This window comes from Streptomyces chromofuscus, assembly GCF_015160875.1.
Lineage (GTDB): Bacteria > Actinomycetota > Actinomycetes > Streptomycetales > Streptomycetaceae > Streptomyces > Streptomyces chromofuscus.
On sequence record NZ_CP063374.1, the window covers coordinates 1,360,999 to 1,383,308 of the forward strand.

17 protein-coding genes are annotated in these 22,310 nt (G+C 74.3%); 7 read left to right on the top strand and 10 right to left on the bottom strand.

Features of this window, described 5'->3' with window-relative positions; translation table 11 throughout:
* Position 1 precedes the first annotated feature (1 nt).
* The 4 genes from IPT68_RS06095 to IPT68_RS06110 all read right to left on the bottom strand — a co-directional run bounded on the left by IPT68_RS06095 (position 2) and on the right by IPT68_RS06110 (position 8,192).
* Entirely contained in the window at positions 2–4,924 is a 4,923-nt protein-coding gene (locus tag IPT68_RS06095; protein ID WP_189699771.1) for a coiled-coil domain-containing protein, read from the bottom strand.
* 59 nt (positions 4,925–4,983) lie between these two features.
* Positions 4,984–5,856 carry a hypothetical protein gene (locus IPT68_RS06100; protein ID WP_189699770.1) on the bottom strand — a complete coding sequence of 291 codons (873 nt, stop codon included), beginning with the start codon at positions 5,854–5,856 and terminating at the stop codon, positions 4,984–4,986.
* Positions 5,857–5,878: 22 nt separating this feature from the next.
* Positions 5,879–7,405 (bottom strand): hypothetical protein, encoded by a 1,527-nt coding sequence (locus IPT68_RS06105; RefSeq protein WP_189699769.1) that lies wholly within the window; start codon positions 7,403–7,405, stop codon positions 5,879–5,881.
* 91 nt (positions 7,406–7,496) lie between these two features.
* On the bottom strand, positions 7,497–8,192 hold the full coding sequence (locus IPT68_RS06110) for a GntR family transcriptional regulator (protein WP_189699768.1): 696 nt from the start codon (positions 8,190–8,192) through the stop codon (positions 7,497–7,499).
* A gap of 176 nt (positions 8,193–8,368) precedes the next feature.
* Here IPT68_RS06110 and IPT68_RS06115 point away from each other — a divergent pair, with 176 nt between their 5' ends.
* From IPT68_RS06115 to IPT68_RS06135, 5 genes are read left to right on the top strand one after another with little or no spacing between them, the layout of a single operon-like run.
* A complete protein-coding gene (locus tag IPT68_RS06115) occupies positions 8,369–9,688 on the top strand; it encodes an MFS transporter (RefSeq protein ID WP_194074055.1) in 1,320 nt (439 codons plus the stop codon).
* On the top strand, positions 9,685–10,506 hold the full coding sequence (locus IPT68_RS06120) for a putative hydro-lyase (RefSeq protein ID WP_189699767.1): 822 nt from the start codon (positions 9,685–9,687) through the stop codon (positions 10,504–10,506). Before IPT68_RS06115 ends, IPT68_RS06120 begins: the two co-directional genes overlap by 4 nt.
* Positions 10,507–10,521: 15 nt before the next feature.
* Positions 10,522–11,280 (top strand): LamB/YcsF family protein, encoded by a 759-nt coding sequence (locus tag IPT68_RS06125; RefSeq protein WP_189699766.1) that lies wholly within the window; start codon positions 10,522–10,524, stop codon positions 11,278–11,280.
* Complete coding sequence (locus IPT68_RS06130; protein WP_189699765.1) at positions 11,277–11,915, top strand: 5-oxoprolinase subunit B family protein; 639 nt, start codon at positions 11,277–11,279, stop codon at positions 11,913–11,915. The genes IPT68_RS06125 and IPT68_RS06130 overlap by 4 nt, the downstream gene beginning before the upstream one ends.
* The gene (locus IPT68_RS06135; RefSeq protein ID WP_189699764.1) at positions 11,912–12,781 is read left to right on the top strand and encodes a 5-oxoprolinase subunit C family protein; all 870 of its coding nucleotides are present in this window, start codon (positions 11,912–11,914) and stop codon (positions 12,779–12,781) included. Before IPT68_RS06130 ends, IPT68_RS06135 begins: the two co-directional genes overlap by 4 nt.
* Before the next feature lie 97 nt (positions 12,782–12,878).
* Here the strand turns inward: IPT68_RS06135 and IPT68_RS06140 are convergent, their stop codons facing one another.
* From IPT68_RS06140 to IPT68_RS06160, 5 genes are all read right to left on the bottom strand, one after another.
* Positions 12,879–13,871, bottom strand: coding sequence for an SGNH/GDSL hydrolase family protein (locus IPT68_RS06140; RefSeq protein WP_189699763.1), 993 nt, complete (start codon positions 13,869–13,871; stop codon positions 12,879–12,881).
* Positions 13,868–15,037, bottom strand: coding sequence for a glycosyltransferase (locus IPT68_RS06145; RefSeq protein WP_373300659.1), 1,170 nt, complete (start codon positions 15,035–15,037; stop codon positions 13,868–13,870). The genes IPT68_RS06140 and IPT68_RS06145 overlap by 4 nt, the downstream gene beginning before the upstream one ends.
* Positions 15,034–16,161 carry a glycosyltransferase family 4 protein gene (locus IPT68_RS06150; protein ID WP_189699762.1) on the bottom strand — a complete coding sequence of 376 codons (1,128 nt, stop codon included), beginning with the start codon at positions 16,159–16,161 and terminating at the stop codon, positions 15,034–15,036. The genes IPT68_RS06145 and IPT68_RS06150 overlap by 4 nt, the downstream gene beginning before the upstream one ends.
* Positions 16,162–16,355: 194 nt before the next feature.
* Entirely contained in the window at positions 16,356–17,768 is a 1,413-nt protein-coding gene (locus IPT68_RS06155) for a HEAT repeat domain-containing protein (protein WP_189699761.1), read from the bottom strand.
* Between the two features lie 325 nt (positions 17,769–18,093).
* Positions 18,094–18,486 (bottom strand): ankyrin repeat domain-containing protein, encoded by a 393-nt coding sequence (locus IPT68_RS06160; RefSeq protein WP_189699760.1) that lies wholly within the window; start codon positions 18,484–18,486, stop codon positions 18,094–18,096.
* A gap of 295 nt (positions 18,487–18,781) precedes the next feature.
* Here IPT68_RS06160 and IPT68_RS06165 point away from each other — a divergent pair, with 295 nt between their 5' ends.
* Positions 18,782–18,976, top strand: coding sequence for a hypothetical protein (locus IPT68_RS06165; RefSeq protein ID WP_189699759.1), 195 nt, complete (start codon positions 18,782–18,784; stop codon positions 18,974–18,976).
* A gap of 55 nt (positions 18,977–19,031) precedes the next feature.
* Positions 19,032–20,627 carry a hypothetical protein gene (locus IPT68_RS06170; RefSeq protein ID WP_189699758.1) on the top strand — a complete coding sequence of 532 codons (1,596 nt, stop codon included), beginning with the start codon at positions 19,032–19,034 and terminating at the stop codon, positions 20,625–20,627.
* 121 nt (positions 20,628–20,748) lie between these two features.
* On the opposite strand, the gene IPT68_RS06175 is transcribed toward IPT68_RS06170, so the two are convergent.
* On the bottom strand, positions 20,749–22,248 hold the full coding sequence (locus IPT68_RS06175) for an SCO1417 family PLP biosynthesis transcription factor (protein WP_189699757.1): 1,500 nt from the start codon (positions 22,246–22,248) through the stop codon (positions 20,749–20,751).
* Between the last annotated feature and the right edge of the window lie 62 nt (positions 22,249–22,310).

Genomic DNA, 22,310 nt, shown 5'->3' on the forward strand with positions numbered 1-22,310 from the left:
TTCACGCGCCTGGGTCCGGCTGCTGGGCGGGCCGCTTGAACATCCGGGTCGCCGTGATCTCGCTGTGCACCGCCTCACCGGCCTGGGACTGCTGCGGCAAGCCCGGCCTGAGGTGCTCCTCCACGCTGATGTACTTCAGTCCCGCCCGCAGGTCGGCGTCATTGCGCAACCGGATGACCAGCGGGAACTCGGCCAGTGCCGTGGTGTCGAACAGCCCGGTGGTGTACAGGAGCTGCACGCCCAGCGCGTCGGACACCGCGCGCTGCAGTTCCAGCAGGTACGTGGCGTTGGCACGGCCGATCGGATTGTCGAGGAAGAGGGTGCCGGCGTGCCGGTGCCGGGCGCGACCCCGGTCGTTGGAGCGCAGCGCGGCCATCGTGCAGTACAGGGCGATGGCCGCGGTCAGCAGCTGGCCGCCGGAGAACACGTCGCCCATCTGCCCGACGGGCACGCGCTCGGCCCGCAGTACGGCGTCAGGCTTGAGGATCTCGACGGCCACCCCCTTGGGCTGCAGGGCCGCGGCCACGCTCCGCAGCAGCAGGGACATGCCGTCGCGGCGCAGGTCGGAGTTCTTTTTCACGGCGGCCCGGGTCGCCTCGTCGATGACGTCGCCGAGGCGCTCGGTGAGCGTGGCCTGGTCGGGCTCCTCGAAGCGGATCCGCAGGAACTCCTGCCCAGACCACTCACCGAGCCCTTCCGGCAGACGGGAGAGCCGCTGCGCGGACCTGAGCGTGGCCAGCGCCGATTCGACGAGCCCTCGCAGCCGGTCCACGATCGAGTCCCGGTTGCGCTCCAGTTGCTCCAGTTCGTCGGTGAGGACCCGCAGCCGGGGCGCGAAGGCGTCGGCCCACTTCTGCGCGTGCTCGGGCAGCGCTGACGCGGGCAGTTCGCGGATCTGCTGGCGCGCGGGGGTGCGTACCTGCTCGTAACGGGTGGAGTTGGCGTGGCGTACGAGGATGTCGCTCGCCTCACGCACGGCAGCCTCGGCCGCGGACAGGTCGCCGGCGCAGCCGCGCAGCGACCGGCGGGCCTCGGCGGCGGACTGCCGGGCGTCCTCAAGGCTTCCCGGGTACGGCTCCGGCGCCTGCTGCTCCTCCTCGCCGGCGTGCTCGCGCAGCAGGTCGCGCAGCAGCGCGGCGATCTCGTCGAATCCGCTCGCCGCGTCCTCCGCCGCGCGGTGCGCGTCGAGCAGCTCGGCGTGCGCCTCCCGGGCCTGGGTCAGGGCCTCGTTGCGGGAGGCGAGTTCGGCGGTCGCCGTGCGCAGCAGCGACTGCGCGTGCTCGGCGTCGCGCGGCTGGAGCTCCTCGGGCAGCTCGGTGTGCGCCTCGCCCTCCTCGGGCGCGTGACGTTCGGCCTCGCCGCGCAGCCGGCCGAGCTGCTCGCTCGCGCTGGACATCCGGGTCTCCAGCAGTTGCACCAGTTCCTCCGCGCGCGCGGCGGCGGCCTGCCGGGACGGCCCGTCGGCCCCGTCGGGGGACTGCAGCAGCTGCTCCGCGCGCGTACGGACCTTGTTGCTCAGCCGGTCCAGCTCCGCGCGCGCCGCGCTCTCGTCGCTCTCCGCCCGCGCCTGCTCGGCCCGCAGGTCGGCACCGACGCCGACCTTCTCGTACAGCTGGGAGGCCGCCCGGTACGCCTCACGCAGGGCCGGCAGGGACGCCTTGGGCGCGCCCGCATCGTCCTCGGGTACGTCGTCGGGGGCGCCGGCGATCTCGGCGCGCTCGGCGCGCAGCGCCCGCGCGGTGCGGCGGGCGTCGTCGGCGGCCCGCTGGGCGGCGCGCCGGTCCTCGTCGGCGGCACGCGCCCGCTCCAGGCAGGACTGGGCGCGCGCCTCCGACTCGGTGGCCTCGTCGGCAAGTTCGCGCAGCTTGACCTGCCAGCCGGCCCGTTCGCGCAGCCGGAAGGCGAGCCCGGCGAGGGCGTCGGCGGAGCGGCGGGCCTTCTGCGCGGCCTCCTGCCGCTCCTCGCGCACCTGCGCGGCCTCGGCGGCGGCCTCCTCGGCCTCGGCCCGCACGGTTCGCGCCTCGGCCAGCTCGGCCTCGGCCTCCTCGGCGAACGCGCGCGCCTCCCGCGCGGCGTGCGCCAGCTCCACCAGCCGCCCGGCCGGACAGCCGGTGCGCCACGAGGCGAGCCGCGCGGCCAGCTCACGGTCCTTGCCGAGACGCGCCGCGAGCGTGCGGATCTCCTCGTCCCGCTCGGTCGCCCGCGCGCGCAGCGCCTGCCGCTCCTCGTCGGCGGCGTGCTCGTCGTGCATGGCGGGGTTCGGCGGTACGAGGAAGACGTCCCCGTCGGATTCGGCGTCCGGGGCCGGGGTGGGCGCGAGCAGGGCGGCGGCCGTGCCGACGGCCACGGCGGACCGGGGCAGCAGCGCGGCGTCCCCGAGCGCCGCCCGCGCGCGTGCGTGCGAGGCGGGGTCGGTGATGATGACGCCGTCGACCAGTTCGGGGCGGGCGGCCAGCACGCGCGCGTGGTCGGCGGGGTCGACGGCCTGCGCCAGGTAGCGCCAGCCGGGCAGGGCCGGGATGCCGTGCTCGCCGAGGAACTCGACGGTGGCCAGCACGTCCGGTCCGGGCGGCAGCAGGCCTCCGTCACCGAGCGCGCCCAGGATGCGGGCGTCGTCGGCGGCGGCGGTGCGCAGCTCGAACAACTGGCGCTCGGCCGAGGAGACGGCCTCGTCGAGCAACTCGCGCAATTCGTCGGCGAAGCGGTCGAGTTCCTCGGGGGTGAGGGGGACGTCGGTGCGGGGGCGGGATGAGTCGGCGGGACACGTGACCCGCGCGCGGGTATTGGCGGTGTTGGCGGCGTCGGTCGCGTCGCCGGCGATCGCCCGGCCCGCGGCGGCCTGCTGCCCGGCCCGGCCGTCGGCCTGGGCCGTCATATCGTCCGCGCCCCGCAGCCCGGCCGCGGCGTCGGCTACGGCGCCTGCGCCCGCGCGGGGCGCCGGCACACCTCCGGCCGCTCTACGGCCGGAGCCGGACCCCATGCCGGGGTCGGAGCCGGACGCCAAACCGGAACCGAAACCCGTACCGGAGCCCGAGCCAGAGCCCGAACCCGTGCCCGCGCCGGAGCCCGAACCCGCGCCTCCAGGCAGCCCGAGCAGCTCCGCCAGTCGTTCCTCCGTCGCCAGCGCCTCGGCCGTGCGCCGCTCGCCGTCGTAGGCCCGTTCGGCCGCGGTCGCCGCGTCCGCCGCGCGGGCCGCCGTCAGCTCGGCCCGGGTCTCGGCGGACGCCGCCTCGCGCGCGTGCTCGCTCGCCCGGCGGGACGCCTCGCGGGCCGTGTCCCAGGCGGCCACCGCGGACTTCTCGGCGTCACTGGCGGCGAGGGCGGCACGGGCCGGGTCGGCGTCGGGGGCACTGTCGTCGAGCCAGCCCGCGCGGACCGCCTCGGCGGTCTCCTGCTCGACCTCGGTGAGGCGCTGCCGCAGGTGCCCTGCCTCGCTGCGGGCCCGCTGCGCCTCGGTGGCGGCGGCGGTGGAGTCCCGGTACGCGCTGTCGCTGACCTCCTGGAGGGCGGCGGACCGCTCCTCCGTCTCGTTCGCGAGCGTCTCGGCGCTGTCCGCCGCAGCGTGCAGGGCCCGTACGAGATCCACGGCGGCCTTGGTCCGCGCGGCGAGGGCGGGGGCGGCGTCGCGTTCGGCCTCCTGGATCGCGGCGGCCACGCGGGCGACCCGGTCGGCGGCGGCGCGGTGGCGCAGCACCGCCTCGGCGGCCTGCCAGGCCGAGTGCAGGGTGCGCGCGTCGGCGAGCTCACGCTTCTGCGCGGCGGCCGACTTCTCGGCCGCGGCGAGCGCCAGCGAGGCGTGCCGGTAGGCGAGTTCGGCGGCGATCAGGGCGCTGCGCTCGCGCGCCGACTCGGCGTGGGTCACGGCGTGGGCGGCGCCCGTGACCCGCTGGGCGAGGTCGGCGGCCCGCGACCGCTCCTGGGCGCCGCGCGCGGACAGCCGCCGCGCCAGCGTGCGCGTGCGCCGTTCGGCGCCGGCATGGATGTCACGCGCGCGTGCGCGTGCGTCGGCGGCCTCCACGATCCGCCCGAGCAGGTCGACCGACCCGGCGGTGAAGTCGCGTTCGGCGATCAGCTCCGCCCGCCGTCCCAGCTTGTTGCCGAAGCCGCTGACGAGGTCGGCGAGCCCGTCGGTGTCCCGTGCGTCGGTGACGGCGCGCAGCAGCAGGTCGGTGAAGTCGGAGTCCTTCTTCACCGCGAAGAGGCCGGCCGCCTCGCCCTCGTCGGCGTTCATCTCCCGCTGGTAGCGGAAGAGTTCGGGGTCGAGGCCGAGGTCGCCGAGGTGCTCGGTCCAGCGTTCGTGGATCTCCTCCCAGTGCACTTCGAGGTGCGGATACGCCTTGCCCGCCTCGGCGAGCGCGTCCCGGAAGCCCTTCATGGTGCGTCGCCGTCCCTGTGCCCCGGACTGGCCATCGGCGGGCGGCCGTACGGCGGTGGCCTCGGCGACCGGCAGGTTGTCCAGGGTGAGCCCGGGGCCGGGCCGGAAGGAGTACCAGGCCTCGGCGAACTTGCGCGGGTCGTTGGAGACCTGACGTCCGCGCCACTCGCTCACCTTGCCGACGACGACGCACTCGCCGGTCAGCACGTGCTGCCACTCCAGGGCCACGTGCCCGCAGTCGTCCGCGAGCAGGAACTTGCGCAGCACACCGGAGCTCGCGCCGCCCAGCGTGTTCCGGTGGCCCGGCAGCATCACCGAGAAGATCAGCTTGAGCAGCACGGACTTGCCGCCGCCGTTCTCCAGGAAGAGCACCCCGGCGGGCGCGGGCCGGCGCGGCGGGCCGACCGGCTCCTCCTCGAAGAACTCCGCCTGCGTCGGCGCGGGGTCGGGCACGGGCTCGCCCACACCGCGCAGGTCAAGCACGGTGTCGGCGTAGCGCGCCCCGGCGGGCCCGATGGAGTAGAGACGGACCCGGGACAGCTCGTACATGGCGGACTCTCGTAAGTCTTCGGCAGATCGGGGAAGTTCGGGCGGGGGCGCGGCGACGGTCAGCCGGAGTGGAAGGGCAGCCCGGCATCGGCCACCAGCTCCAGGTCGTCGCCGTCGCGCGGGGGCAGCAGCGTCGGCGTGCCGTCGGTCACCGGGACGACCCCCAGCTCCAGCAGCTCGGCCATGGCGGCGCTGCCGGCCATGTCCCGCACCTGGAGCTGGTAGCGCGCGGTCGTCCGGTAGGTGCCGCCGTTGTCGTCGCCGGTCCGCTGCAGGAACCCGGAGTCGGTGAGGAAGGCCACGGCCTTGCCGACGATGCCGGTCGTGGACCCGGCGAGCCGTCGGGCGTCCTTGGTGGCGCCGGTGGCACTGCGTCTGACCCAGATCCGCCAGGCGGCCTCCAGCCCGGGCGCGTCGGTCGCGGGGTCGGTGTTCTCCCCCTGCTCGGCGGCCCGCTCCTCCAGCCGCCGGCAGGCCTGCCGTACGAACGCGTCGACGCCGTTGACCGTCACGCGGCCGATGTACCCGTCGTCGGCGAGGTCCTCGGGGCGCGGGAACGCCATGGCGGCGACGGCGAGGTGCGCGAGCCCGTGCAGGAACCGGTCGCCGGAGTCGGCTGCCGTCCGCCGCGCGTAGTCGCCCATCCGCACGGCGAAGACGGAGTCCTCGGCGGCGGTCACGGCCATCCCCGCGCGCGGGGACACCTCCAGCACGACCAGGCCCAGCCCGGCGGCCACGGCGTCCGCGAGCCGCGCGAACGCCGGATCCTCCCGGTACCGGCGCAGCAGGTCGGCGTACTCCTGGTCGCGTGCGGGCAGCAGCTTCGGCTGCAACCCGAAGGCGACGAGCCGCGCGGCGTCGGCGGCGTCGGCGGGGGTGACGGCGGCGCTGCCCGGCGTCCCGGCACCCTCCGGCTCAACGTGCTCGCTCACGACTGCAACTCCTCAGACATCATCAGGCGGCCTCCGTCCGGTCCGCTGTCATCCCCGCCGCGTCCAGCAGGGCCGTGCCGACGATCAGGTCGGCCCCGCCGAACTCGGGATCGTCCAGCTCGGTCCCGTCGTCCACGGAGAACAACAGCTTCTCCTCCCCCTGCCGATAGGCCGTTCCCACCGGCGGGCTGGCCGCGTGCACCGCCATCAGCGCGACCAGGTACGGCAGGTCGGGATCGGTCCTGCGGGCCTCGGCCAGCAGCCCCGACAGGCGCCGCGGCGCGTCCGCCGGCAGGTCCAGCAGCGCCTTCGCCGCGGCCAGCTGCTCCTCGCTGAACCGGCTGTCGTCCGGTGTGGCGATCAGATCCGGCTCCGGCATCTCCGCGCCGAGGTGCTCCCGCTCCGCCGGCGGGGTGAGCAGTATGTCGACCAGGTCACCGACGCGGACGGACACCGGCGTCCGCAGTCCGGTCCCCTTGGCGAAGAACGCGTCCGTGACGCGGATCGCCTGCTCCAGCGGCAGCGGCAGCACCGGCGCGACCAGGTGCCCGTACAGGTCGATACCGGCCGTGGACATCGGCGTCGCGAAGGCCTGCCTGTCCTGCTCGGCGCGGAACAGCGGCCCGGCCTCCAGCAGTCGCGACTGCAACTGGGTGTGCCGCCGGATGCAGTCCTTGACGATGTCGACCAGCTCGGCGGCCCGCCGCTTGTGCTCGGGGTCCTCCGACTCGTCGCGCGCCCTGCGGATGTTGGTGAGGATGGCGTTCTCGTGCCGGTACCGGTCGGCGACGTGGTCCAGCGCCTCGGCGATCATGTCGGGGACGGTGGTGAGCCAGTCCACCGCGCGGACGTTGCGCCGGGTCGCCTCCAGTGCCCTGCGGAGCGTCTCCGAGTACTGCACGGTCCGGTAGCGCGCCTGTTCGGCCGCCAGTTGGGCGTCCGCGAGCCGGCCTCGGTTGATCAGCACCTCCAGCTTGACCTCGGCCGCGATCTGGGCGCTGGTGACATCGGTGTCGAGGGCGCCGACGAGGACGTTCACCGCCTCGTCGGTCGTACGGAGGTAGACGCTGCCGCCGGGACCGGGCACCTCCTCGATCAGCTTGAAGTCGTAGTCCCGCCGGACATATGTGCCATCCGGTGCGAAAGCGCCGTAGACCGCGCGGAATCCGCGGTCCACGCTGCCCACGTTGATGAGGTTCTCCAGCACCCAGCGCGCGACCCGCTCGTGTTCGGCGGCCGGTCGCCGCGGGGCCTGCGCCGCGATGCGCGGGACGAGCCGGGCCACCACCTGGTCGTGGTCGGCGCCGGTGTCGAAGTCCATGTTCAGCGTGACGAGGTCGATCGCGGCGAGGGCGACCTCCGCCATCCCGTACACCGAGTACTCGCCCGCGAGGTTGGCCTTGCGTGCGTCGAGGTCGTGCAGGGGCGCGGTGCAGGCGAGCGCGCGCAGCCGCCGTGCCAGTCCCTCGTCGGCGGCCGGCCCCAGGGCAGGGCGCGGCCCTGCGCTGAACTGGGGCGGAACGCTGTCCGTGGATGCAGGCGAAGTCACGGTGCACAGAGTAGGTCCTCGGTCTGACAAGGACCCAAACGACGCAGATGCCCCGGGCGGCAGCACAGTCGCCCCGGGGCCCCGGGACGCGTCAGGCGTCGTCGCCCACCCGCCGCCGGTAGACCTCCACGACCCGCTCCAGCGAGTCGTCGAGGTACACCTCCAGCAGCCGCTGGGCCTCGCCGCGGTCGCCGTCCTGAAGGGCCTGGAGGATCTGGCGGTTGCGCGTGAGGTACGGCTCGTGCAGCCGCCTCGGGTCGTCCACGACGTGGAAGGCGAGCCGGAGTTCGGCGAACACGCTGCGCATCAGCTCGTCGGTGCGCTCGCTCCCGGCGAGGGCGACCAGTTCCCGGTGGAAGTGGATGTTGGCCGTACCGAGGCCTTTCCAGTCATGTTCGGCCGCCGCCCGCTGCCCCTCCGTCACGGCCGACGCGAGCCCGTCGAGCGCGTACGGCGGCTCGCCGAGCCCCCGGACGACGGCGCACTCGACCAGGCGCCGGGTGCGGTAGATGTCCTCGACGTCCTCCACGGCGAGGACCCGCACGAAGACGCCCCGGTTGAGCTCGTGCACCAGCAGACGTTCGTGCGTGAGCAGCCGGAACGCCTCGCGCAGCGTGTTACGGGAGACGCCGAGCGCCCCGCCGATGCTGTCCTCCGACAGCCGCGTCCCGGGCGGGAAGTACCCCTCGGCGATACGGCTCCTGAGGATGTCCGAGACGCGCTCGGCGGTGCTGGTGCGCCCCAGGAGGGCCCGGTCGTCCGCCAGTCCCGTCAGCTGCTCTGCCATGCCCGGAATTCAATCGCAGATACAAGAACGAAACAACATGGGTATTGAGGGATCGTTCAACGATCCTCTACCTTGCTGCGAACGGCGCCGCCCTTCCCTCACACGCGGCGCCGCCGACTCCCGCACGGCACGGCTCACGTCCCCAGCACCCTCCGTCCTCCCATTGCGAGGTGCACATGAGCACGACCCCTCCACCGCAGGCCCTGACCACCGGTGCCCACCCGGACAAGGGTGAACAGCCCGAAAGCGACGGCGCGTTCGGCTGGCTGCGCGCCCTCGGCCCGCGGGGCCGCCGCGCCTTCGCCGGCGCGTTCGGCGGCTACGCCCTCGACTCGTACGACTACTTCACGCTCCCGCTGAGCATGGTCGCGCTGGCCGCCTACTTCGGCCTGGACAGCGGACAGACGGGCCTGTTCACCACCGTCACGCTCGTCGTGTCCGCGATCGGCGGCGCCCTCGCGGGCGTGCTGGCCGACCGGATCGGCCGCGTCAAGGCGCTGATGATCACGGTGGTGACGTACGCCGTCTTCACCGTGGCCTGCGGCTTCGCACCCAACTACGAGACGCTGCTGGTCTTCCGGGCCCTGCAGGGGCTGGGCTTCGGCGGCGAGTGGGCGGTCGGCGCGATCCTGGTCGCCGAGTACGCGAGCGCCAAGCACCGGGGCCGCACCCTCGGGGTCATCCAGAGTTCGTGGGCCGTGGGCTGGGCCCTCGCAGCGATCGTGTACACGCTGGTCTTCTCGTTCCTCGACGAGGACCTGGCCTGGCGTGTGATGTTCTGGACCGGCGCGCTGCCCGCGCTGCTGGTGATCTGGATGCGGCGCCGCGTGCACGACGCCCCCGAGGCGATCGCCGCACGGGAGAAAAGCCCGCAAAAGGGTTCATTCGCCGTGATTTTCAAGCCGGGTACGGCCGATGCACCCGGCCTGCTGCGCACCACGCTGTTCGCTGTGCTGCTCTCCACCGGCGTCCAGGGCGGCTACTACACGCTGGCGACCTGGGTGCCCACGTACCTGAAGACGGAGCGCGATCTGTCCGTCGTCGGCACCGGCGGCTATCTGACGTTCCTGATCTCCGGCGCCTTCGCCGGTTACCTGACGGGCGGTTACCTCACCGACCGGCTGGGCCGGCGGCGCAACATCTGGCTGTTCGCCCTGCTGTCCGCGGTGTGCATCCTGGCGTACGCGAACATCCCCGGCGGGGCCAACTCCCTCGTGCTGGTGCTCGGCTTCCCGCTCGGGTTCTGCATGTCGGCCATCTTCAGCGGCTTCGGGTCGTTCCTGAGCGAGCTGTACCCGACCGCCGTGCGCGGTACGGGGCAGGGCTTCACGTACAACACCGGCCGTGCCGTCGGAGCGGTCTTCCCCACCACCGTAGGCTTCCTGGCGGACAGTTGGGGTGTGGGCGGCGCCCTGGTCTTCGGCGCGATCGGCTACGGGCTCGCGGCGCTGGCGCTGCTCGGTCTGCCCGAGACGCGCGGGAAGGAGCTGGTGTGAACCGCATCGACGACCGCCCCCTGACCCTCGTCGACGAGCACGCGCACGCGTGGACCCCCGCGGCGGCCCGGACCCGTTTCCGCGCGGGACTGACCGGCCCCACGGCGGGCGTCGCGGCCGGCCACACCCAGGTCAACCTGATCGCGGTGCCCGCCGACTGGGCCTACGACATGCTGCTGTTCTGTCAGCGCAACCCCAAACCCTGCCCGGTCCTGGACGTCACGGACGGGGGTGCGTGGACGACCGTCCTCGCGGCCGGGGCGGATCTGCGGACCGATCTGCCGCGCTACCGCGTGTGGCGGGACGGCGAGCTGGTGGACGAGCCGACGGATGTGCTCGGGCACTGGCGGCAGGACCTCGTGTCGTTCCTGATCGGCTGCAGCTTCACCTTCGAGTGGGCGCTGGCCGGGGCGGGTGTGCCGCTGCGCCACATCGAGCAGGGACGGAACGTGCCGATGTACGTCACGAGCCGCCAGTGCCGTCCGGCGGGACGGCTGCACGGGCCGATGGTGGTGTCCATGCGCCCGGTGCCGCCCGCGCACCTGGCGGCGGCGATCCGGGAGAGCAGTCTGCTCCCGGCGGTGCACGGCAGCCCTGTGCACTGCGGCGATCCGTCGGCGCTCGGCATCGACGACCTCGGCCGGCCCGACTTCGGCGATCCGGTGACCGTCGAACCGGACGACATCCCAGTGTTCTGGGCCTGCGGGGTGACCCCGCAGGCGGCGGTGACGGCCTCCCGGCCGCCGTTCGCCATCACCCACGCGCCGGGCCAGATGTTCCTCACCGACGCCCGCGACGAGCAGTACCGCGTGGCCTGAGCAGCGAGGGTGACCATGACCGCGATCGATCTGAACGCCGACCTGGGCGAGGGCTTCGGCCGCTGGCGGCTGACCGACGACGAGCAGTTGCTGTCCGTCGTCACCAGCGCCAACGTGGCCTGCGGCTTCCACGCCGGTGACGCGGCCACCATGCGGCGGGTGTGCGAACTGGCGGCCGCGCGCGGGGTGACGATCGGCGCTCAGGTCTCCTACCGCGACCTGGCCGGGTTCGGCCGACGCGCGATGGACGTGCCGCCCGCCGAACTGGCGGCCGAAGTGGCCTACCAGATCGGCGCCCTGGAGGTGTTCGCCCGCGCGGCCGGCGCCCGGGTCGCGTACGTCAAACCGCACGGCGCCCTGTACAACCGCGTGGTGCACGACGAGGAGCAGGCCGCCGCGGTCGTCGACGGCGTGCTCCTCGCCGACGGCTCACTGCCCCTACTCGGACTGCCCGGCTCACGGCTGCTGAAGCTGGCGGCCGAGGCGGGGCTCCCGGCCGTCCCGGAGGCGTTCGCGGACCGCGCCTACACCGACGAGGGCACCCTCGTGCCGCGGGGCCGGGAGGGCGCCGTCCTGACCGACTCCGACGCCGTGGTGGAACGCTCGGTGAGCATGGCCCGTTCCGGGACCGTCGTCTCCCACGCCGGGTCACCTGTCGACGTACGCGCGCGTTCCCTGTGTCTGCACGGCGACACGCCCGGAGCGGTGGAGCTGGCCCGGCGGGTCCGGCGGCGGCTGGAGGAGGCCGGTGTCCGGGTGGAGGCCTTCGCATGAGGGTGCTGCCGGTCGGGGACGGCGCTCTGCTCGTCGAGGTCTCCTCGGGGGACGAGGCACAGGCACTGCACGCGGAGTTGCTGCGCCGCCGCGCGGAGGGGTCGCTCGCGGTCCGCGAGATCGTGCCCGCGGCCCGTACCGTCCTCCTGGACGGTCTGCCGGACCCCGTCCGGCTGGCTTGCGAACTGACCGCCGCCGAGGTGCCGTCCGCTCCCCCGCGCGCGGGGGAGGTCGTCGAGCTGCCCGTGCGCTACGACGGCCCGGACCTGGCGGACGTCGCCACCCTGTGGGAGGTGACCGAGCAGGAGGTGGCCCGCATCCACGCCGACACCGAGTTCCGGGTCGCCTTCTGCGGGTTCGCCCCCGGCTTCGGCTACCTGACCGGCCTGCCGCCGCGCTACGACGTCCCGCGGCGGGTCACCCCGCGCACCGCCGTCCCGGCCGGTTCGGTGGCACTGGCCGGCCCGTACACCGGCGTGTACCCGCACACGTCGCCGGGCGGCTGGCAGCTGATCGGCAGCACGGACGCCGTGCTGTGGGACCACGCGCGCGTGCCGGCCGCTCTGCTGTCGCCGGGCGCGCGCGTGCGGTTCGTCCCGGTGGACGGCCACGGGAGCCCGGTGGGGCGGTCATGACGGACCGTGCGCTCGCCGTCGTACGGGCCGGGGCGCTGACCACCGTGCAGGACCGGGGCCGCCCGGGGCACGCCCATCTCGGCGTGCCGCGCTCCGGGGCACTCGACGCGCCCGCGGCGGCGCTCGCCAACCGGCTGGTCGGCAATCCGCCCGACGCGGCCGTCCTGGAGACCACCCTCAACGGCTGCGCGGTGCGGCCCCGTTCCCCGGTGACGGTGGCGGTCACCGGCGCGCCCTGCCCGGTCACGGTGGACGGACGTCCGGTCGCCTGGGGCGCACCGGTGCGACTGTCCGCGGGAGCGGTCCTGGACGTGGGCCCGGCGACCCTCGGGGTACGCGGCTATGTGGCCGTCTCCGGCGGCATCGCCGTCGAGCCGGTGCTCGGCAGCCGCTCCACGGACCTGCTGTCGGGGCTGGGCCCGCCACCGCTCACGGACGGCGCGGTGCTCCCCCTGGGGCGTGTCGTCGGCCCCCACGCGCGCGTGGACCTCGCCCCGCAGCCGGCGCCCCCGGCCGAACTGGTCCTGCGCGTGACGCTCGGACCGCGCGACGACTGGTTCACGCGTGCGGCTGTACGGATGTTCACGTCCCGCGTGTACCGGGTGTCCGCCGCGAGCAACCGCATCGGGCTGCGCACGGAGGGACCGGCCCTGCAGCGGGCACTGCCGGGTGAACTCCCCAGCGAGGGAGTGGTCCTCGGCGCGGTCCAGGTACCGCCCGACGGCCGGCCGGTCGTGTTCCTCGCCGACCATCCGACCACCGGCGGCTACCCGGTCCTCGCCGTCGTCCGGGACACCGACCTCCCCGCGGCCGCACAGGCTGTTCCCGGCACACCGGTCCGCTTCGTGGCGGTACGCCGCCGCTGACCGCCCGCGGGCGCCCGGGCCGACGTCGTCGCACCTCTCCCGTCGGCGCCGGGTCCCCAAGTGGTCGGTCCGCGTCCCGCTCGAGCGTCCCCGTGCCCTACGCCGCCTCCGGCGCCGGCTGCGGGGCCACGGACAACCCCTCCGGCGTCGCACGCTGATCGGGCACGGACCGGTGGTCCGGCGCCGATCGCGGCCCGGGCATCGACAGCCCCTCGGGCAGAAGCAGCCTGCCCTGCCATGGGCACTGCCCAGGCTTCGGCTCCGGCACCGACAGCGCGGCCAGCGCCGTCGACACGGCGTGCGAGGCGCGCAGGTCCAGCCGGGCGCTGGTGCCGCGCGCGCGGTGCCGTACCTCGGCGGCGGCGAGGCGCAGCAGCTGGGGCAGCAGGTCGTTGCAACGGCGCAGCACCCAGGCGGTGCCCGCGGTGGCCAGCCACAGCAGGCTCGCCGACCTGGTGGGCGGCGGGAACTCGGGCTCGGCGGCGGGCGCGGCGCCCGTCGCGACCCCGGCGTCCGCCAGCAGCGCGTGGAACCGGAGGGCCAGCTGCCGGTGCCCCTGCTCCCCCGGGTGCAGCCGGTCCGAGCTCCACATGGCCCGGTCGTCGACCCAGTCCCCCTCGGCCGCGTGCAGGTGCACGGCCCCGTACCGCTCGGAGAGCGCGTGGACGACGGTGTTCACCGCCCGCTGCCGCCGGGCCAGCGGCTTGGCCAGCACCCCGGGCAGTCCGAGCATCGCGCCCGGGTCGGGCAGGCAGGCGGTGAGGACGGCCGTGCCCTGCCGGGTGAAGGCGGCGTACACCTTGTCCAGGCGTTCCGCGACGTGCTGGATGTCGAACGTGCGGCGCAGCGTGTCGTTGACGCCGACCAGGACGGAGGCGACGTCGGGCCGCAGGGCCAGCGCGGCGGGCAGCTGGGTCTCCAGCACGTCGCGGGTCTGCGCTCCGCTGACCGCGAGGTTGGTGAATTCGGCGGGCGGTTCGGACAGTCCGCCGGCGAGCAGCGCGGCCCAGCCGCGCCACCCATTCCCCACGGGATCGCCCACCCCCTCGGTCAGCGAGTCCCCGAGGGCGACGTAACGGACGGCTCTCATGCCGCGCCCTCCGCACGGACGAAGGGTCGTTCGGGCACCGCCGCGTCGTGCACGGCGAGGAAGGCGTCCACCGCCGTGCCCCAGCCGAAGCACTCCGCACGCGCGCGTGCCGCCTCCCGGCGCTCGCGCTCGGGACGGTCGAGGAGCATATCCACGGCGTCCGCGAAGGCGTCCCCGTTGTCCGCCGCGGTGGCCCCGGCGGATCCGATCACCTCGGGCAGCGCGGAGGAGGCGCTGGCCACGACGGGCGTGCCGCAGGCCATGGCCTCCAGCGCGGCGAGGCCGAAGGTCTCGGCCGGCCCTGGGGCCAGGCACACGTCGGCGGTGGCCTGGAGCGCGCCGAGCAGGCTGCGGTCGCCGACGTGACCGAGGAAGGTCACCGGCAGGTCGCGTTCCTGCGCCCGCTTCTCCAGCCCCGGGCGCAGCGGCCCGTTGCCGGCCACCACGAGCACCGCGCGCACCCCGCGCTGGCGCAGCGACTCCAACGCGTCGAGGGCGGTGCCCGGCCGCTTCTCCACCGAGAGCCGGGAGCACATCACCAGCAGCTTCTCGTCCGCCCGCGCGTGGGTGTCGCGCAGCGCCGCGTCGCGCAGGGTGGGGCGCCGGTTCATCAGGTCGACGCCCAGGGGAGCCCGTACGACGTTGCGGGCGCCGATCCGGACGAACTCCCGCTCGGCGAATTCCGTGGTGCACACGACCTTGGAGTAGGTGTGGGCGGTGCGGACGTTGAGGGCGTCGGCGGCGCGCCGGGAGAGGTTCTCCGACAGGCCCCAGGTGCGCAGCACGCCGTCGGCGGTCTCGTGGGAGACCATCACGGCGGGCACCCGGGCGCGCCGCGCCCACTTGCCCGTCCACCGCAGCGTCGTACGGTCCGAGACCTCCAGGCGGTCCGGGCCGAGCTCCTCCAGGAGGGCGGCGACGCGACGCCTGTCGATGAGTACGCGGTAGCCGCCGGTGCCGGGCAGCACCGGGCCGGGCAGGGTGATCACCCGGCCCTGCTCGGTGTCCCGGTCGCTGTACTTCTCGCCGGGCACGATCAGGACGGGGTCGTGGCCCGCGACCTTGAAGCCCTTGCCCAGCTCGCGCAGCGCGGTGCGCAGGCCGCCGGACGCGGGGGCGACGAAGTTCGCCAGCCGGACGATGCGCAGGGAGGTGGTCATGGTCATGCCGCCACCGTCGGCCTGCGCGCCTCGAGGACGGCCTCGTAGTGCGCGATGAGCTGGTCACCGACGGCGGCCCAGGTGCGGCCCTCGACGGTGGCGCGCGCGGTGGTCCCGAACGCGGTGCGCATCGCGGGGTCGGCTGCCAGGGCGGCCACGGCCTCCCGTACGGCGTCCGCGTCGCGCGGCGGCACGAGGAACCCGGTGCGGCCGTGGTCGACCAGGTCCCTGGGGCCTCCCGCCGCGGGCGCGACCACGGGGACGCCGCTCGCCATGGCCTCCTGCACGGTCTGGCAGAAGGTCTCGAAGGGGCCGGTGTGGGCGAAGACGTCCAGCGAGGCGAAGATCCGGGCGAGTTCGTCGCCGGTGCGGCGGCCCAGGAAGACCGCGCCGGGCAGCGCCTCGGCCAGGCCGGGCCGGCTCGGCCCGTCACCGACGACCACCACGCGCACGCCGGGCAGCCCGCAGACGCCGGCGAGCAGCTCGACGTGCTTCTCGGGCGCGAGCCGCCCGACATAGCCGACGATCAGCTCGCCGTTCGGGGCGAGTTCCCGGCGCAGCGCGTCGTCCCGCAGGCCGGGGCGGAAGCGCCCGGTGTCGACACCGCGCCGCCACAGGTGGACCCGGGGCACGCCGTGGGCCTCGAGGTCGCCCTGGGAGGCGCTGGAGGGGGCGAGGGTGCGGTCGGCGGCGGCGTGCACCGAGCGGATGCGCCGCCAGGCCGCGGCCTCACCGGCGCCCACGTAGGTGCGGGCGTATCCGGCCAGGTCCGTCTGGTAGACGGCGACGGCCGGTACGCCGAGCCGGGCCGCGGCGGCCATGCCGCGGACGCCGAGGATGAAGGGGCTTGCCAGGTGCACGATGTCGGGCCGGTGCGCCAGGAACGCTGCGGCGAGGCGCCGGCTGGGCAGGGCGACCCGGACCTGGGGGTAGCCGGGGAGCGGAAGGGACGGGATGTGGACGACGGGGCACGGCGCGAGGGCGTCTGCCTTGCTCCCGGGAGCGGGGGCCGGGGCGACGACGAGGGGAGCGTGACCGCGATCGACGAGGTGTCGGGCGGTCTGAAGCGCGCAGTGGGCCACTCCGTTCACATCGGGGGGAAAGGATTCGGTCACGATGACGACACGCATAGGGCTGTTGTCGCCACGCTGGACGTGCCCGCGTCAACGTCGATCTTTCCGAAGGGGGAACGATCCATGAGCGTTGCGCTGCGCACCCGGGCGCGTCGGCCCGCGGCCATGTGCGCCTGAGTCCCGGGTCACCCGCTGTTCACCCGGTGGGCGGTCCGGTCCCCCGTCGTCCTGCGGGCGGGAAAGGGGGGCGTTCACATGGTGTCGGGTCCGATGCGGCTGCGTACCGCCGTCTGCACCTCCGCCTCCTCGGCGGGGTCGGAGGCGAGCCGGCGCAGTTGCTCGACGACGCGGGTGTCTCCGGTCTCGGCGTGCCGGGCGGCGAGTTCCCGGGTGGTCTCCTCGCAGTCCCAGAGGCACTCGACGGCGAACCCGGAGGGGAAGGAGGGGTCGGTGGCGGCGAGGGCGCGGGCGGCCCTGCCCCGCAGATGGGACGAGGCGGTCTCGCGGTAGACGTGGCGCAAAACCGGTGCGGCGCACCCGATGCCGAGCCGGCCGGCGCCGTCGACGAGGGTCCACAGGGTCGGCGCGTCGGGTCCCTCGCCCCGCACGGCCTCCCGCAGCGCGCCGAGGACCAGGTCGCTGTCCTTCGCGCCGCCCTGGCAGGCGAGCACGCGTCCCGCGGCGGCGCCCAGCGGATCGGGGCGGCGGGCCCAGCCGCGCGCCCGGTCGACGGCGGCCACGCTGCGCATCCGTTCGAAGGCGTCGACGGCCGCCTCCACGACGAACGCCGGGCCGGTGACGACGGCCGCCTCGATCAGGTCGAGGGCCTCGGGGTCGTTGCTGTCGGCCAGGTACCGCAGGGCGGTACAGCGTGCGCCGTCGGTGCCGTGCCGGGCGGCCTCGACGATCTCGGGCCGGTCCTCCGGTCCGGCGACGGCCGTGAGACAGCGGGCGGCCGGGACGTGCAGCGCCACACCGCGTTCGACGCCCTGCTGGGCCCACTCGAACACGGCTCGCACGCTCCATCCCGGGCGAGGGCCTGTCGGCCGCATCTGCCGCTGCCAGCGGTCGAAGCAGCCGGCCTCCTGGGCCGCACGCACGCGCGTGGCGATCGACTCGCGCGGATCCTCGGCCCACAGCCGCCACGGCCGGGGTTCGAAGGAGTCGCGCACGGCGGCGGCCAGCTCGGCCTCGCCCTCGGCGTCGGCCGGGAAGCGGGCCAGCACGGGCACGGCCAGGGCGCGCAGGCCCGCGTCGTCGTCGCGCAGGGCGAGTTCGTCCAGGGCCCAGGCCCAGTTCGAGCCCTGGGCGGCGTACCTGCGCAGCAGGTCGAGCGCGTCGCGCCGCCCGTAGGAGGCGAGGTGGCCGAGGACGGCGAGGGAGAGCCCGGTGCGGGACTCGTCGCTGTCGAGGATGTCCTCGGCGTCGAAGAGGTGCGCCTCGATCGCGTCCAGCTCGCCGTTCAGGTCGAGGTAGAGGCGGGCGTAGTACAGGGAGCGGTTCTCCACCTGCCAGTCGTGGCGGGGGTCGCGCAGCACACAGTGGTTCAGGGCCGCGAGCGCCTCGGTCCTGGGGGCGGTGAGCGCGTGCAGCGTGCCGTCGCCGCGGCCCCGCTGAAGCAGGCCGAGCAGCGTACCGCTGGGCGCTATGACCGGATCGAACATGGGAAACAGCCTCACATCAAGCGTCGACGCAACCGGGGAACGTGCTCTACCTGGCCGCGTGACAACACGTCGGGGCGCCCGCCGTCTTCTGCTTGCTGTAGACCATCTTCCTCTGCCTCTCGTCGGTGGCCCATGCGGGCCGCATCACGGCCCGCGCGGTGCGGCAACACCTGCCCAGCCCTCGCGTCCGTGAATCACGACGTCATGATGACCCGGCGCTTTGCGATGCCGCGACCGAAATTTCCGGCGGTCCTTCACCGCCTCCCCCGTTTTCCGTGTCGTACCTGATCAGCAGGGCTTCTTCTGCCTGATCAGGGCGTTCGGCTCAGTGCGCTCCGAACAGTTCCAGCAGCTCCGTCTTGCCGAACATCCGGGCGGTGTCGACGGCCGACGGGGTACCCGCGGCCGGGTCGGCGCCGCCTTCCAGCAGCGCTTTGATCACTGCTTCCTCGCCCTTGAAGACCGCCCCGGCGAGGGGTGTCTGGCCCCGGTCGTTGACCCGGTTCGCCTCGGCGCCGCGGGCGAGGAGCGCCCGCACCGTGTCGGCGTGCCCGTGGTAGGCGGCGAGCATCACAAGGGAGTCGCCGCGGTCGTTGGTGAGGTTGACCGGAACGCCCGCGTCGACGTACGCCACGAGCGCTTCGGCCTGCCCCTGCCGTGCCAGATCGAAGATCTTGGTCGCGAGCTCCACGACCTCGGGGTCGGGGGCTTCAGTCATCGGCCGGACCGCCTCTCCATACATACGAGTACGAACAACACCTGACCGCACTGCTGGGCCCTATGGGTGAATCGCCAGCGTACTGGCTGCGCGCGGACATGACGGGCTCCACCCGAGGCAAAGATCACCGACGCGCCCGTCGTACGCAAGCTCCGTCGGACCCGGAATCGCCACGGCTCCGCCATCGGGAGGAAATCCGCCGGATCTCACCCAGTTGCACCTTTTATCGTATGGATACATCCTGTGAGCATGGAAGTACTCATGGTGACTGTCCCCCTCGACACCAGGAGAACTCATGGTTCTGTCCATCTCAGGCGTCATCATGCTCGGCATCGTCGTCTTCATCTTCTACCGCAAGGACGGACTCAAGGCGTCCCACGCCTGTGTGTCGGCCCTGTTCGGGTTCTACATCTCGAGCACAGCGGTTGCGCCGAGCATCAAGGCGGGCGGCGAGAGTTTTGCGGGCCTGCTGGGCGGCCTCAACTTTTGACGCCCCGCCCACCCGCACCCACCTCCCCGCCCGTACGCATCGTCAGGAGACACCTGTGGCCCGGCGCCCCCTCCCCCGCATTCTGAGCAACGGCGGCGCGCAGCTCGCCCGGAGCCGGGAGCTGGCCCGGACGGCGGCCGACAGCGCCACCGACGTCCTCCACCCGCTGATCACCATCACCCGGGGACTGCGCCGGCTGGCGGCGGCCGGGCGGCGCAGGTGGTCCGACACGCCGAAGGACAAGCGCGGCCAGCTGCTGTTCCCGGTGGCGTCGGTGATCCTCGTCGTGGCGCTCGCGCCGTACGGCCCGCTGCTCGCCGTCATCATCCTGATGGCGGCGGCAGCCTGGTACGGCCGCGACCGCACCCCGCCGGCCCCCGAGGGACCCGACGAGATCCAGACGCAGCGCCTGCGGTCGCTGTACGAGGCGCTGGTCCCGTTCTTCTCGATCGCCGAGGACCCTGCTCCCCTGTACGCCCACGGCGGGGAGTGGGACAAGGCGTTCCCGGCGTACGAGTTCGACAGGGGGGACCGGATCACGCACCTGGTGATCCAGTACCCGGCGTACTTCCCGGACGGCGAACCGGAGGCACGCGCGCGTGTCGAGCATCTGCTGGCGGCCAAGTCGGGCCGCGGCCGAGAGTACCGCTTCACATGGCACGAGGAGGGCAATCAGCTCACGGTCGCCGTCCTCGCGCCACTGCCCACCGACATCGCCGCCCAGCGATTCGTCACGGCACCCGGTGAGACGGTCCTCGGTCTCACCGACGCGAGCGAGGTCCAGCGCACGCTGCCGCTCGAGCGGGGCGAGGAGCGGTGCGAGATGCCGCCCGTCGTGTGGCGCACGGGCATCCGCTCGACCGAGCCCCATCTGCTCGCCGTCGGCCAGCCCGGCAGCGGCACGTCCACCCTGCTGCGCTCGGTGGCGCTCCAGGCCCTGCAGTACGGCGACGTGGTCGTCGTCGACGGCGGCGGCACCGGCGACTTCGCCTGCCTGACCGGCCGGGACGGCGTCCTGGCCGTCGAGTGCGCGCTGGCCGGGGCGCTGGCGAGCCTGGAGTGGGCCGCGACCGAGACGGAACGCCGGCTGATCGCGGTCAACCGCGCACGTCAGGCGGGTCACCCGCCCCCGGACGACACCCAGCGGCCGCTGTGGATCCTGCTGGACCGTCCGAGCACGCTGGCCCACGTCGCCGCCGCCGACGGCCACAAGGACCCGCAGTCGCTGCTCCAGGCGCCGCTGCGGCACGGCCGCGCAGCGAACGTCACGGTCGTTGTCGCCGAGCAGTTCGACAGCCTGGACGCCCTGAGCGATTCCGTCCTGCAGCACACCCGCGCGCGGGTGGTCCTCGGGCCCGCCACCGGGGAACAGCTCACGGCGGTCCTGGGCGCGCCACCGAGCACCACGCCGGTCGCGCAGGTCCCGCCCGGTCGCGGCTACGCCCGCCTGGGCGCGGGTCCGGTGCTGCGCCTCCAGGTCCCGGCGACCCCGGACCCGTACGACGACGCCACGAGCGAAGCGCACCGCCAGGCGGTCATGGACCTGCTCCCGCCCCGCACGACCCCGGCGGACGCGGAACCGGACCGGCTCCCGCCGCCCGCCGAGCCGGAACCGGTCCCGGCGGAGGCAGCGGTGGCGAAGAGCCCCTGACCGGCCGGCCACCGGGACGCGCGCGGCGGCCGATCTGCGGCCGATCACGCCGACCACGAGCGTGGACGGACGCACGCAAGCGCCGCCACGCCACGGCGCCGCTCTCAAGGCGCCCCGCCTGCTACGCCACGAAGGTCCGCGGTGCCTCGGCCCCCGCAGTCCCCCCGCTCCGCACCAGGCGGGCCGCCGCGGCCAGTCGTACCGCCGCCTCCTCCGCCACCGCGCCCCCCACGGTGAACGGCAGCCGCACATACCCCTCGAAGGCGCCGTCCACACCGAAGCGGGGCCCGGACGGTACCCGGACGCCCACCCGCTCCCCCGCCTCCGCGAGGCGCGAGCCCGACAGTCCCCCGGTCCGCACCCACAGCGTGAGCCCGCCCCGCGGCACCTCGAACTCCCAGTCGGGCAGCTCACGGCGCACGGCGGCGACCAGTGCGTCGCGGTTGTCCCGCGCCTGCCCGCGCCGGATGTCCACGGCCTGCTCCCACCCCCCGGTGCCGAACAGCCAGTGCACGGCGAGCTGCTCCAGCACCGGCGTGCCCAGATCGGCGTACGCGCGCGCGGCGACGAGGTTGCGGATGACGTCCGGGGCGGCCCGTACCCAGCCGATGCGCATCCCGGCCCAGAACGCCTTGCTGGCGGAGCCGACGGTGATGACGGTGGACCCGGCCGGGTCGAAGGCGCACACGGGGCGCGGCATCTCCACGTCCCGGTCCATCCACAGCTCGTTCATCGTCTCGTCGGCGACGATCACGGTTCCCGCCGACCGGGCCGCCTCGACCAGCCGCCGGCGCTGATCCTCGTCGGCGAGCGCCCCGGTCGGGTTGTGGAAGTCGGCGACGACATAGGCGATGCGCGGCGCGGCGTCCCGCAGCACCTGCCGCCAGCGGTCCATGTCCCACCCGACGAGCCCTTCGGCCATCGCCACGGGCACCAGACGGGCACCCGCCACCCGCATCAGCTGCAGGATGTTGGCGTACGACGGCGACTCGACGGCGATGCGCTCGCCGCGGCCCGCGAAGAGATGGCAGATGGCGTCGATGGCGCCCATCGCACCGGTCGTGACCATGATCTGTTCCGGCATGGTGGGGATGCCGCGCGCGGTGTAGCGCTCGGCGAGCATCGCGCGCAGCGCGGGGAGCCCGGCCGGATAGTCGCCGTGCGTGTGCGCGTACGGCGGCAACTCCTCCAGTGCGCCCTGGACGGCGCGGGTGAGCCAGGGCTCGGGCGCGGGCAGCGCGGCGCAGCCGAGGTCGATCATCGAGCCGAGCGCCTCGGGCGGCAGCGGCTCCAGTCCGCGCGCGGGAAGCGGATTGCCGGCTGGCACGGCGGTCCAGCTGCCCGCGCCGCGCCGGGACTCCAGGAACCCCTCGGAGCGCAACGCCTCGTACGCCGCCGCGACCGTCGTACGGCTGACGGACAGGGCGAGCGCGAGTTCCCGCTCCGCGGGCAGGCGCGCGGCCACCGGCACCCGTCCTTCGAGCACCAGCAGCCGGATGCCGTCGGCGAGCGCGCGGTAGGCCGGCGGACGGCGCGAGCCCGGGCCCGCCGGGCGGTCCTGCTGCGACTTGAGCTGCCGGGCCAGCTGCGCCGCGCCCACCGCCGAGGTCCACTGCCCCATGACGATCAGTCCACCTTCCCCGAATTGGCCCCTCCGGGCGTCCTCTCCCCTGCCACAGGGTG